9 protein-coding genes and 2 pseudogenes are annotated in these 12,028 nt (G+C 64.7%); 8 read left to right on the top strand and 3 right to left on the bottom strand.

Annotated elements, in window-relative coordinates:
- Positions 1–139, top strand: a pseudogene (locus CWO89_RS48255) (glycosyltransferase family 4 protein); the annotation flags it as partial.
- On the opposite strand, the gene waaF reads toward CWO89_RS48255, so the two are convergent.
- Positions 121–1,182: a lipopolysaccharide heptosyltransferase II gene (waaF, locus tag CWO89_RS32175; protein ID WP_130582522.1), complete on the bottom strand. Its 1,062-nt coding sequence runs from the start codon at positions 1,180–1,182 to the stop codon at positions 121–123. The pseudogene CWO89_RS48255 and the gene waaF overlap by 19 nt on opposite strands.
- A gap of 154 nt (positions 1,183–1,336) precedes the next feature.
- Here waaF and rfaD point away from each other — a divergent pair, with 154 nt between their 5' ends.
- From rfaD to CWO89_RS32205, 6 genes and pseudogenes are all read left to right on the top strand, one after another.
- Entirely contained in the window at positions 1,337–2,317 is a 981-nt protein-coding gene (gene rfaD / locus CWO89_RS32180; RefSeq protein WP_130582523.1) for an ADP-glyceromanno-heptose 6-epimerase, read from the top strand.
- A gap of 28 nt (positions 2,318–2,345) precedes the next feature.
- Positions 2,346–3,817: pseudogene (rfaE1, locus tag CWO89_RS32185) on the top strand (D-glycero-beta-D-manno-heptose-7-phosphate kinase).
- Positions 3,814–5,118 carry an O-antigen ligase family protein gene (locus tag CWO89_RS32190; RefSeq protein ID WP_130582524.1) on the top strand — a complete coding sequence of 435 codons (1,305 nt, stop codon included), beginning with the start codon at positions 3,814–3,816 and terminating at the stop codon, positions 5,116–5,118. The pseudogene rfaE1 and the gene CWO89_RS32190 overlap by 4 nt, the downstream one beginning before the upstream one ends.
- Before the next feature lie 82 nt (positions 5,119–5,200).
- Positions 5,201–7,114 (top strand): polysaccharide biosynthesis protein, encoded by a 1,914-nt coding sequence (locus CWO89_RS32195; RefSeq protein WP_130582525.1) that lies wholly within the window; start codon positions 5,201–5,203, stop codon positions 7,112–7,114.
- A gap of 26 nt (positions 7,115–7,140) precedes the next feature.
- Positions 7,141–8,361 carry a glycosyltransferase family 4 protein gene (locus tag CWO89_RS32200; protein WP_130582526.1) on the top strand — a complete coding sequence of 407 codons (1,221 nt, stop codon included), beginning with the start codon at positions 7,141–7,143 and terminating at the stop codon, positions 8,359–8,361.
- On the top strand, positions 8,358–9,308 hold the full coding sequence (locus CWO89_RS32205; RefSeq protein ID WP_130582527.1) for an NAD-dependent epimerase/dehydratase family protein: 951 nt from the start codon (positions 8,358–8,360) through the stop codon (positions 9,306–9,308). The genes CWO89_RS32200 and CWO89_RS32205 overlap by 4 nt, the downstream gene beginning before the upstream one ends.
- Here the strand turns inward: CWO89_RS32205 and CWO89_RS32210 are convergent.
- Positions 9,305–10,321, bottom strand: coding sequence for an MraY family glycosyltransferase (locus CWO89_RS32210; protein ID WP_130582528.1), 1,017 nt, complete (start codon positions 10,319–10,321; stop codon positions 9,305–9,307). The genes CWO89_RS32205 and CWO89_RS32210 overlap by 4 nt on opposite strands.
- Positions 10,318–11,298: a lysylphosphatidylglycerol synthase transmembrane domain-containing protein gene (locus CWO89_RS32215; RefSeq protein ID WP_130582529.1), complete on the bottom strand. Its 981-nt coding sequence runs from the start codon at positions 11,296–11,298 to the stop codon at positions 10,318–10,320. The genes CWO89_RS32210 and CWO89_RS32215 overlap by 4 nt, the downstream gene beginning before the upstream one ends.
- Before the next feature lie 438 nt (positions 11,299–11,736).
- Between CWO89_RS32215 and CWO89_RS32220 the strand changes: the two genes are divergently transcribed.
- Positions 11,737–12,028: sugar phosphate nucleotidyltransferase (locus tag CWO89_RS32220; RefSeq protein WP_245476678.1), on the top strand; the 292-nt coding region annotated here is incomplete at its 3' end.

Here is a 12,028-nt window from a genome sequence, read left to right on the forward strand (position 1 = left end):
TGCGGCGCTTGAGCCGTTGATGCGCGATCCGGCGGCGGCGGCTGCGATGGGGGAGCGGGCGCGGGCGCGCGTGGTGGAGAAATTCAGTCTCGACGCGGAGGCAAGCGGGATCGCCGCGGTCTATCGCGCGCTCGCCTGAGCCAGCACGCGCTCGGCGATGTCGGCCACGTCGGAGGCTGGGATATCGCGCATGCAGCGGTGGTCGTTCATGGTGCAGACCGGGCGATGGCAGGGCTGACACGGCACGTGTGTCTTGGTCACCACGGTGGCGGCGAGGCCGTTGAGCGGCGCCCAGTGGTAGGGGCTGGTGGGGCCGAAAATGCCCATGGTTGGCGTGCCGAGCGCGGCCGCGACGTGCATCAGGCCGGAATCGTTGGAGATCGCGACGCTCGCTGCGGCCATCGCCAGGATACCGTTGCGCAGATCGGTGCCGGTCAGGTCGCGGACACCAGCGCCGCCGGCGGCGACGATCTCCGTGGCCAGCGCCTTCTCGCCGGGGCCGCCGACCACCCAGACGTCGAAACCGCGCACCGCGAGCAGCCGTGCGGCCTCGCCGTAATAGGTCCAGCGCTTACCCGAGCCGACCGAGCCGGGCGCCAGCGCGATCGCGGGACCGCGCCCCAGACCGTTGGCTTGCCGCCAGCGCTCGGTTTCCTCGGCGGGAACCCGCAATTGCGGTACCGGCCACTCGGAAGGGAATTTCGCACCCACTGGCAAAGCGAGCGCCGACATCTGGTCGACCATGCGATCCAGCGTCTTCTCGCCCCAGCGCATCCGGTTGATGAGGCCGAACCTTGCCTCGCCGAAAAAGCCGACCCGCTCCGGGATACCGGCCAGTGTCGGCGCGATCGCCGATTTCCAGGTGCGGAGCATGACGAGGGCGGTTTGGTAGCCGCGGGCGCGAAGTTCCCGGGCTAGGCTGAACTGTTTTGCGACCGCCAGGCGGCCGCGCGGCAAATCCCAGACGATCTTGCCGCGGACACCAGGCATATAGTCGACCAGCGGTGCGCAGAGCGAGGTGGTGAGCATGTCGACGGGGCGATTTGGCCAGCGCTGTTTCAGTACCCGCACCACGGTATGGCCGCGCACGAAATCGCCGATCCACATATAGGGGATGATCAGGATCGGGCGGGTATCGCCGGCGTCCTCGACCTCAATGCCTTCTATTGAATCAATGTTCATATCTTCTGTGCGGGAACCGGGCGCTTTTGCGGCCTCGTCGGTAGCCCCTCTCCCTCCGGAGGTAAAGTGAGATGGAATTCTTCCACCGGGCAAGTTGCCTGCACCACCGGACTGGGGCAAAGCTGGCGCCGCACAAATCAGGGCAGGGATCGGCATGTTGCTGGTGACCGGCGGGGCCGGTTTTATCGGGTCGAATGTCGTGGCCGCGTTGAATGACGCCGGCCGCACGGACGTTGTCGTGTGCGACGTGCTCGGCCATGACGGCAAGTGGCGCAACCTGGCAAAACGCCAGCTTGCCGATTTCGTGCCGCCCACGGAGCTTTCGGCGTGGCTGTCGGGCCGGCAGCTCGATGCGGTGATCCATCTCGGCGCGATCTCCGAGACCACGGCGACCGACGGCGATCTCGTGATCGAGACCAATTTCCGCCTGTCGGTCCGGCTGCTCGACTGGTGCACGGCGAATGCGACGCCGCTGATCTATGCGTCCTCGGCTGCGACCTATGGTGACGGCGAAGCAGGATTTCGCGACGAGCAGACGGTCGAAGCGCTGAAGAAGCTGCGGCCGATGAATCTCTACGGCTGGAGCAAGCATCTGTTCGATCTCACTGTGGCCGAGCGCGCCGCGCGCGGCGAAAAGCTGCCGCCGCAATGGGCGGGCCTGAAATTCTTCAACGTGTTCGGGCCGAACGAATATCACAAGGGCACGATGATGAGCGTGCTGGCGCGGCGCTTCGACGACATCAAGGCGGGCCGAGTGGTGCAATTGTTCAAGTCGCATCGCGATGGCATCGTCGATGGCGACCAGCGGCGCGACTTCATCTATGTCGACGATACCGTGCGGGTGATGATGTGGCTGCTCGCCACGCCTTCGGTCAGCGGGCTATTCAATGTCGGAACCGGCACCGCGCGCAGTTTTAAGGACCTGATGCTGTCGGCCTATGCCGCGCTCGGGCGGCCGCCGAACATCGAGTATGTTGATATGCCCGAACAGATCAGGGGCAGCTATCAATATTTCACGCAAGCCGATGTCGATCGCCTGCAGCGCGCGGGCTATAACGGCGGTTTCACGCGGCTCGAGGACGCCGTCGATGCTTACGTGAACGCCTTCCTCGATCGTCCCGACCGCTATCGCTGACGGGCCAAGGAACGGGCCAAGGAAACAGATGTTCGATTTCGAAACCCTGTCGCAGGCGCTTTCCCGTCAGACCGTGCTCTGCATCGGTGACCTGATGCTGGACGAATTCGTCTATGGCGAGGTGTCGCGAATTTCGCCGGAGGCGCCGGCGCCGGTGATCGCGGTCCAGCGCAGCGAGACCAATGTCGGCGGCGCCGGTAACGTCGCGCGCAATATCGCTTCGCTCGGCGGCCGCTGCATTTTGTCGGCCTCGTCGGCGAGGACGAAACGGGCGCGAGACTGAAGGCGGCGCTGGCGGCGGAGAGCGGCATCGAAAGCCGGCTGGTGTGCGACAGCGCGCGCCCGACGACGCGGAAGGTGCGCTTCGTCTCCGAGCATTTTTCCACCCACATGCTGCGCGCGGACTGGGAGCAGGCGCAGCCGGCGGCAGGCGAGACCGAGCAGCAACTGATCGACACGATCATTCCGGAACTTGCCCGCGCGGACATCGTGCTGCTGTCGGACTATGCCAAGGGCGTGCTGACCGCGCGCGTGATCCGCAACACCATCGACGCCGCGCGCAAGCTTGGCAAGCGCGTGATCGTCGACCCCAAGAGCCTCAATCTCGCGATCTATCGCGGCGCGACGCTGCTGACCCCCAACCGCAAGGAATTCGCCGAGGCGACGCGGAGCCGTGCCGATACGCCCGATGCGATCGCCGAAGCCGCGGAGGACGCGATGCGGCTCGCCGATTGCGAGGCGATGCTGGTGACGCAGGGCGAGCACGGCATGACGCTGGTGGTGCGTGACGGCGAAACCGTGCACGTGCCGGCGTTGCCGGTGAAGGTCCGTGACGTCTCCGGCGCCGGCGACACGGTTGCGGCTGCGCTCGCGCTGTCGCTCGCTGCCAACGCCGATTGGGAGACCGCGTTGCGGGTGGCCAGCGCGGCGGCCGCGGTCGCCGTCGGCAAGACCGGCACCGCGACGGTGACGCCGGCCGAGCTCAGGCGCAAGATCCTGCCGCATGCCTCGCTTGTGGCGGAAGAGAAGATCGTCGCGGCCGGCGGCGATCTTGGCGCCCAGCTCAGCGAATGGCGCCGGCAGGGCCTGCGCGTCGGCTTCACCAATGGCTGCTTCGACATCCTGCATCCCGGCCACGTCAAGGTGTTGACGGCAGCGCGTGGCGCCTGCGATCGGCTGATCGTCGGCCTCAACAGCGACGCCTCCGTCAGCCGGCTGAAAGGGCAGGGACGCCCGGTGCAGGACGAGCGCGCACGTGCCGAAGTGCTGGCGGCGCTGGAGGCGGTCGATCTCGTCGCCATTTTCGAGGAGGACACGCCGATCAACCTGATCACGGCGATCAAGCCGAGCGTGCTGGTCAAGGGCGGCGACTATACCCGCGCGCAGGTGGTCGGCCATGAGATCGTCGAAGCCCATGGCGGCGAGGTGCTGCTGGTCGACATCCTGCCCGGCTTCAGCACGACCTCGCTGGTCGCCCGCGCCCGCAGAGGCAAGGCGTGAGCACGGCCGCGGGCTTTTCCCCCGCAGCCGCCGCGCTGCCGGCCTGGCGCAACCCTGCCGCCTGGACCAAAGCGGCCGACATCGTCGCCGTGCTGCTCGCGCTGTCGCTGCCCTGGTCGACCTCGCTGGTCGGCATCTTCGGCGCAGTGTTCGTGATCGTGGTCGCGCCGACGCTCGATCTGAAGTCTTTCCTGCAATCGCTGAAGCGGCCGATCGTCGCGCTGCCGATCGCACTGTTCCTGCTTGCGGTCGTCGGCATGCTGTGGTCGGACGCGCCCTGGGGCGCGCGCACCTATGCCCTGAGCCCGACGGCCAAGCTCCTGGTGCTGCCGTTCCTGCTCTACCATTTCGAGCGCTCGACCCGCGGGATGTGGGTGTTCACCGCGTTCCTGATCTCCTGCACGCTCTTGGTGGTGATGTCCTGGCTGGTGTTCCTGCAGCCCAGCCTGTCGCTGAAACCGCCTATTGACGCCGAGCGCGGCATCTTCGTGAAGAACTATATCGACCAGAGCCAGGAGTTCACGCTGTGTGCGGTGGCGCTGGCCTATCCCATTATCACCCTCCTGCGCGCGAAGAGATTCGCGCTGGCCGGCCTGCTGGTCGCGATCGCCTTGAGCTTTTTCGTCAACATGGCCTTTGTGATCGTCTCGCGGACGGCGCTGGTCACGGTGCCCGTGATGCTTGCGGTGTTCGCCTTCCTGCATCTGAGATGGCGCAGCATCCTGATCATTGCTGCAGCGGTGGCGGTGCTGGCGGCGGTCGCCTGGCAGACCTCGCCGCAACTGCACTCGACAGCGGAGAGCTTCAGCAAGGACTATCGGGAATACAAGGAGCAGAACCGAGCGACCTCGATCGGGCTCCGGCTCGAATACTGGCGCAAATCGCTGGGCTTCATCGCCGATGCGCCTTTGATCGGCCACGGCACCGGCTCCATCCGCGGGCTGTTCGCGCAGGTCGCGACCGAGGTGTCCGCCGAGGAGCTCAAGGCGACCAGCGACGTGGTCGGCAATCCGCACAACCAGACATTGAATGTCGCCGTGCAATGGGGCATTGTTGGCGTCGTCATCCTCTATGCCATCTGGTTTTGGCATCTAAGACTGTTTCGGGGCGAGGGGCTGGTCAATTGGATCGGGCTCTTGGTGGTCGTGCAGAATGTCTTTACCTCGTTGTTCAACTCGCACATCTTCGATTTCCACGAGGGCTGGATGTACGTACTCGGCGTCGGCGTCGCCGGCGGCATTGTGCTGAAGGCGAAATCGGACGGCGCGGCCGTAAAACCGCTGAGTTCGGTCACGCCATGATCTCTGGCCTGCGCGCTGCATATGGGCTATCAGCAGCCCCGAACGCTGTTGCAAACCTCTTGGTCCTTGGCCCATCCGTCACATGACGCGCTTCTCTCAACTCACGGCACGCAACTTCCTGATCGTGATGCATGACGCGGTCGCGACCGCATTCGCGCTCCTGGCCGCATTCTATCTGCGCTTCGAGGGCGATCTGCTCACGGATCGTCTGCCGTTGCTGCTGCGCATCCTGCCCTGGTTTGTCGTCTTCAGCGTGATCATCTGTTACGTCTTCAATCTCACCACCTCGAAATGGCGTTTCATCTCGCTGCCGGACGCCCTCAACATCCTGCGGGCCTCGGCAGTCCTGACGCTGGCACTGGTCGTTCTCGACTACGTCTTCTTCTTCATCGCGCCGAGCTTCCACGGAACCGTGTTTTTCGGCCGCATCACCATCATCCTCTATTTCTTCCTCCAGGTGTTCTCGCTGGGCGCGCTCCGCTTCGGCTACCGCTATTTCCGCTACTCGCGCACGCGCCATCATGCCCGCACCGAGGACGCCGCGCCGACGCTCCTGGTCGGGCGTGCGGCAGATGCCGAGATCGTGCTGCGCGGGATCGAGAACGGCGCCATCAAGCGGATCTGGCCGGTCGGCGTGCTGTCGCCCTCGAATTCCGACCTCGGCCAGCAGATCCGCAACATCCCGGTGCTTGGCGGTGTCGACGATGTCGAAACCGTGATCCGCGAGTTCCAAAGCCGCGAGAAGCCGATCAAGCGGGTGGTGATGACGCCGTCGGCGTTCGAGCCCGACGCGCATCCGGAATCGGTGCTAATGCGGGCAAAGCGGATGGGCCTGATGGTCAGCCGCCTGCCATCGCTCGAGGGCGGCGATGCGCCGCGGCTGACCAATGTCGCGGTCGAAGACCTGCTGCTGCGTCCGACCGCGACGATCGACTATGCCCGCCTGGAAGGGTTGGTGAAAGGCAAGAGCGTCATCGTCACCGGCGGCGGCGGCTCGATCGGCGCCGAAATCTGCGATCGCGTGGCGACGTTCGGTGCCGCCCGCCTGCTGGTCATCGAGCATTCGGAGCCGGCCCTGTATGCGGTCACCGAGGCGCTCGCGGCGCGCGGGGCCGAGGCGGCGGTGGAAGGCCGCATCGCCGACATTCGCGATCGCGAGCGCATCCTGCGGCTGATGCGTGAATTCAAGCCCGACATCGTGTTCCATGCCGCGGCGCTGAAACACGTGCCGATTCTCGAGCGCGACTGGAGCGAGGGCGTCAAGACCAACATCTTCGGATCGGTGAACGTTGCGGACGCCGCACGCGAAGCCGGCGCCAAGGCGATGGTGATGATCTCCACCGACAAGGCAATCGAGCCGGTCTCGATGCTGGGCCTGACCAAGCGCTTTGCCGAAATGTATTGCCAGGCGCTCGATCACGATCTTGCCGCGCAGTTCGGCGACAAGCCGCATATGCGCCTGATCTCGGTCCGGTTCGGCAATGTGCTGGCGTCGAACGGGTCGGTGGTGCCCAAATTCAAGGCGCAGATCGAGGCGGGCGGCCCGGTTACCGTCACGCATCCCGACATGGTGCGTTATTTCATGACCATCCGCGAAGCCTGCGATCTCGTGTTGACTGCGGCCACGCATGCGCTGACGCTGGTGCGACCCGACGTCTCCGTCTACGTTCTCGAAATGGGCCAGCCGGTCAAGATCGTCGAGCTTGCCGAGCGGATGATACGTCTGTCGGGCCTGCAGCCCGGCATCGACGTCGATATCGTCTTCAGTGGGATACGGCCGGGGGAGAGGCTGAACGAGATCCTGTTCGCGAGTGAGGAGCCGACGGTCGAGATCGGGATTGCCGGAATCATGGCAGCCAGGCCGAACGAGCCGCCGATGGCGACCTTGCGCAAATGGCTCGCTGCGCTGGAAGAGGCGATCGCTAGAGACGATCGCACCACGATCCGCGGCGTGCTGAAGGATGCCGTGCCTGAATTCGGATCGAACGCCGCGTGATCCGCCCCTGATCCGCGAGACCACCGATGCAGAAGCCCGGAAAAGTCATCGTCGTCAGTCAGCACTATCCGCCGGACCAGAGCACGACCGCCGCGATCATGGCTGCGATAGCGAACCGCCTTGCGAAGGAGGTGGACGTGCTGGTGCTGTCGGGATGGCCGCGCTCTGCGTCGAAATCGGCAGCCGACCGGCCGGCGGTCGAGGAGATCAAGAACCGGATGCCGGACAAGGCCGCGCTCCTCAAGCGCGCCACCGCCGAGCTGCTGTTCACCGCGCGCACCTTCTTCGCCCTTCTCAGGCGGCTTGAGCCCGGCGACGTCGCGCTGACGGTGACGGCCCCTTTTGTGCTGCCTTACGCCGTCGCCGCCGCGGCCAGATTGAAGCGCGCCGGGTCGATCCTGATCATGCACGATCTGTTTCCGGAGGTGCTCGTCCTGAGCGGCCTGTTGAAGCCGGGTTCGATCGTCACCAGAGCGATGCGCGCCATGAATGGGCTGATGTTCCGCGCGTTGACCACCGTTGTCATCATCGGCCGCGACAGCGAGAAGTTGCTGTTGAGCTATCGCGGCATGACGCGGGACAAGATCGAATTCATTCCGAACTGGACCACCATCGACCCCGCGGTTCGCCCGGTTGCGGCCGACAATGCCTTCCGTAGCGGGCTTGGGGGCCGTTTTATCGTCGGCCTTTCCGGCAATCTCGGCTTCACCCACGATCCTGTGATCGTGTTCGAGGCGGCGCGCCGGCTGAAGGATGATCCCGGCATTCATTTCCTGCTCTCGGGCTGGGGGATGGGCTTCGACGAACTGAGATCGATGCAGTCCGAGGCGAAGCTCGCCAATATCACGCTGGTGGACCGCGTTGCGGATGAAGAGCTGCAGGATTTCCTGTCGGCGGCGGACCTCTGGCTCATTCCTTATCGAAAGGATGTCGCCGGCGTCTCGGTGCCGAGCCGGTTCTACAATCTGCTTGCGGTGGGCCGGCCGGTCATCCTCATATCCGAGCCGGATGCCGAAGCCGCGCTGACGGTAGCGGAGCACGATCTCGGGTGGGTTGTGACGCCGGGCATTCCGGCGCAACTGGCCGAGGCGATTCGCGCAGCATCGCGAACTCCCGATCCGACGCTGCCGGAGCGGGCCGTCGCGGTGGCGAGGAGCTATAGTCCCGAACGTGCCTTGACAGGATATGCAGCCCTCATTCAGAGACTGATTGGATCGGAAGAGCGGTATCGGGAGTTACGGTCGTGACTAAAGACCAGCCCGTGGTGTTGGTGACGGGAGCGAGCGGGTTCGTCGGCCGGCATATGTCGCCGGTGCTGGGGCGCAACGGTTGGGTGGTGCGACGCGCCGTCCGCAGCCCGACAGGCAGCGCCGACGAGGTGACGATCGATTCGATCGGCCCCGTCACCGACTGGCGGGCTGCGCTCGAGGGCGTCGATGCGGTCGTGCATCTGGCGGCGCGCGTGCATCACAGGCGGGAGGAACACACCGTCGAGCTTTATCGCATCGTCAATCTTGAAGGCACGTTGCATCTGGCCCGTTGCGCGGCCGAGGCCGGTGTCCGCCACTTTATCTTCGTCAGCACCGTGCTGGTGCACGGCCGAAGCACTGACGGTCGCGCGCCATTCAGCGAGAACGACGTCCTGACCCCGCGCGGCCTCTATGGAATGTCGAAAGCGGCGGCCGAAGCAGGATTGAGACATTTGGCGCAGGGGAGCCAGATGACGGTCACGATCATTCGGCCGCCATTGATCTACGGGTTCGGCGCCAAAGGTAATCTCGCGTTGCTCGAAAAGGCGATCGGTCTCGGCGTCCCGCTCCCGTTTGCGAACGTGCGCAACCGTCGTGCGTTCGTCTCGGTGGAGAATCTGACATCATTCGTGCTGCATCGGCTTTCTCATCCGGATGGCCAGTTCAACATTTTCCTTGTCGCGGATGACGAGCAGGTGTCGACGCCCGAATTCATCGAGCTCCTCGCCGCCGCAGCAGGCAAACCGGCGCGCCTGTTTTCCATGCCGCGGCCGGTGTTGAGTTCATTGTTCAGCATTACCGGCCGCAACGAGGCCAATGAGAGCCTGTTCGGCTCGCTCGAACTCGACCTGTCCAAGGTCGCGTCCACCGGCTGGCGGCCGCTCATCGGCCTCAATGAGGGCTTGAAGCGCGCCTTGCGCGGTTTCGACCACCTGATCGATTAACCGGCGTTTCTGCGCGAAAATCTATAGAGCTGCCACGCCACCGCGCTCGCGCCTGCGAGCAGCAGAACGAGGCTCGCCGCGGCCGAATCCAATTGGATCGACAACATCGCGAGCAGCGCGAGCGCGACATTGAGCGCGAAGACTTCGCCGACGATGCGCGACACGGAAAATCCGTTGTCCGTCGCGCGTTGGTAAAAGTGCGAGCGGTGCGCCGCCCAGAATGGCTCTCTGTTGATCAGCCGGCGCAGCAGCGTGATCGTGGCATCGGCCAGGTAATAAAGCGGCAGCAGCAACGCCGCGGCGACCTGCTGGTGATAGGCGAGCTGCAGCAGGCACCAGCCGAGCAGGAGTCCGATCGGCAGGCTGCCGACGTCACCGAGGAAGATCTTTGCCACCGGACGATTGAAGGGAGAGAAGCCGAGCAGCGCGCCGCACAGCGCCGCTGCCACCAGCGCGGTCGAAGGCGGAATCTGCGCCCAAAAGCCGAGCAGTGCGACTGCCGCCGTGATCGGCACTGCTTCGGCCGCCGTCATCAGGTCGAGCCCGTCCATGAAGTTGACGAGGTTCACGAACCAGAGGCCCGCGATCAGCAGCAAGCCGCGCTCGATCCAGAACGGGACGGCCGGTACGATCCTGAGATCGCCGGGCGCGGCGAACACGATCACAGCCACCGCCAATCCCTGCAGCAACAGGCGCGGCAGCACGGGCACGGGCTTGATGTCATCGGCAAAGCCGACAGCGGCGATGAACAAGGTCGCACCGAAGACCGCGATGGGGATTTGCAGCGTGTCGTTGCCGCTCAATGCGACCAGCATGCCCGCCGCGACCAGCGTTGCCGCGATCACGGCGATCCCCGCGCCCTGCGGCGTCGGGATCCGATGGGATGAGCGCGCATTCGGCTTGGCGAGCGCCACGCGCACCAGCATCGGCCGCAGCAGCCAAATGAGGAACGCCGACGATAACGCAGCAAGCGCCGCGGCGACGAGCGAAAGCGCGATGTCAGCGTTGGTCATTCGATTGGCGAGAGCGATTGCGCGGGGACATCGATCGGCTTGTCCCCTTGTGCTTTCTTTTCCGCGCTAAGAATCCACACCAGTCCGCCAAATGCGCCGACGATGAAGGACACGGCGCCGAACAGCAGCGAAACGTTGACGCCCTCGTTGACCGCCAGCCCGGCGTAGCCGAAGGCGAGACCCATGCTCGCCTCGCGCACGCCCCAGCCGGCAATCGAAATCGGCAGCATGGTGATCAACATCACCGGCGGCACCAGTTGAAAAATCTGGCTGAACAGCAGCGGCGCGGAAATGGACTGCACCACGCACCAGGCGATGATGACGGCCAGGACGTGGACCAGCAGGGAGAGCACCGCGACCTTCGGCCCGCGATCCCAACTGAACAGCACCTTGTTTGCGATGACGGCGCAGGCGTGGATGTGGTGCGTCGCCCACCACCGCTTCAGCCACGGCCACTTCAATGCGCCGAGCAGCAGAAAGCCGCCGCCGGCCGCAAGCGCCGCAAAATCGATCACGAGCAGCGCCGACCGTCCCTGTGGATCGTTGATCAAGCGATAGCTCCACGGCAGGCTCGCAACGATCAGCACGGCCAGCGCGATCAGGCCGATGGCGCGGTCGACGAAGATCGAATAGGTCGCCGCGCGCCAGCCGGCGCCGGAGCGTGCGACCAGCCACAGCCGCACCGCATCGCCGCCGATCGACGATGGCAAGGTCTGATTGAAGAAGGTCCCGATCACGTTGAAGCGCATCGCCTGCCGGGTTTCGAGTGGCGCGCCGCATTCGGCGCTGATCTCGCGCCACCGTAATACGCCGAGGAAGATCTGCAGGAAGGTCACCGCGACCGCGAGAGCGATCCAGCCCAGGCTTTCGACGCGGATGCGCGCAGCGAGGTCATACAGGTTGACCTTGCGGAGCGAGAGGTAAAGCAACGCAGCCGAGATCAATATCTTGATGGTCGAAAGCAGTATCCGGCGCATCTCGTCAGCGCTTGCCAGGTTCGAGAAAGACGTCAAAAACGGCGCAAATCGGCGCCGTGCGCCGAATTCGGTCGCCTTGGTATGGGTTTAGGACCGATCTTGCAATAGCCGTTCGATCGCTCTTGCGGCATCCTCTAACCGGCGGGTAAAGAGGGCCTGAACGGGGACTGCCGGGTTGCCCGGGTATTTGGCTTGCATGCTCATAAAGGTTTACGCTGCCCACAAAAATTCACCTGAAGGGACTAGCCGGTGTGGTAGCGCTTGCGGGTGGAAAACCCGCCCGGCAAGGGCTGTCATCTACTGCTAGTCGCGTCCGTGACCCCGGGGCATTTCGCCGATGTCGACAATGTGAAGGGGATAGGGACATCGGTTCCGGAGGAACGATGAGGACGTTAACTATCATCGGGCAACGCGATCATTACAGAATTCGAGGTTAGGATGGACCGAATTATTCCACTGATCATGTGCGGCGGGGCGGGCACGAGGCTGTGGCCGGCGTCGCGCGAGGTCCATCCGAAGCAGTTCCTGCCGTTGTTCGGGACGCGCTCGACCTTCCAGGAGACGCTGCTCAGGGTGTCGGATCCGGCGCTGTTCGAGCGGCCGATCGTGATCACCAACAACGCCTATCGGTTCATGGTACTGGAGCAACTGGCCGGCATCGGGCGCGAGGCGGACGTGCTGCTGGAGCCGGCGCGGCGCGACTCGGGGCCGGCGATCGCGGCCGGCGCCG

Origin of the sequence: Bradyrhizobium sp. Leo170, assembly GCF_004296405.1 — a bacterium.
GTDB lineage: Bacteria > Pseudomonadota > Alphaproteobacteria > Rhizobiales > Xanthobacteraceae > Bradyrhizobium.

What these genes read in the sequence shown, in the direction of transcription:
- waaF (WP_130582522.1), bottom strand. Translation starts at nt 1,182, where the DNA reads ATGAACATTGATTCAATAGAAGGCATTGAGGTCGAGGACGCCGGCGAT.
- rfaD (WP_130582523.1), top strand. Translation starts at nt 1,337, where the DNA reads ATGTTGCTGGTGACCGGCGGGGCCGGTTTTATCGGGTCGAATGTCGTG.
- CWO89_RS32195 (WP_130582525.1), top strand. Translation starts at nt 5,201, where the DNA reads ATGACGCGCTTCTCTCAACTCACGGCACGCAACTTCCTGATCGTGATG.
- CWO89_RS32200 (WP_130582526.1), top strand. Translation starts at nt 7,141, where the DNA reads ATGCAGAAGCCCGGAAAAGTCATCGTCGTCAGTCAGCACTATCCGCCG.
- CWO89_RS32215 (WP_130582529.1), bottom strand. Translation starts at nt 11,298, where the DNA reads ATGCGCCGGATACTGCTTTCGACCATCAAGATATTGATCTCGGCTGCG.
- CWO89_RS32210 (WP_130582528.1), bottom strand. Translation starts at nt 10,321, where the DNA reads ATGACCAACGCTGACATCGCGCTTTCGCTCGTCGCCGCGGCGCTTGCT.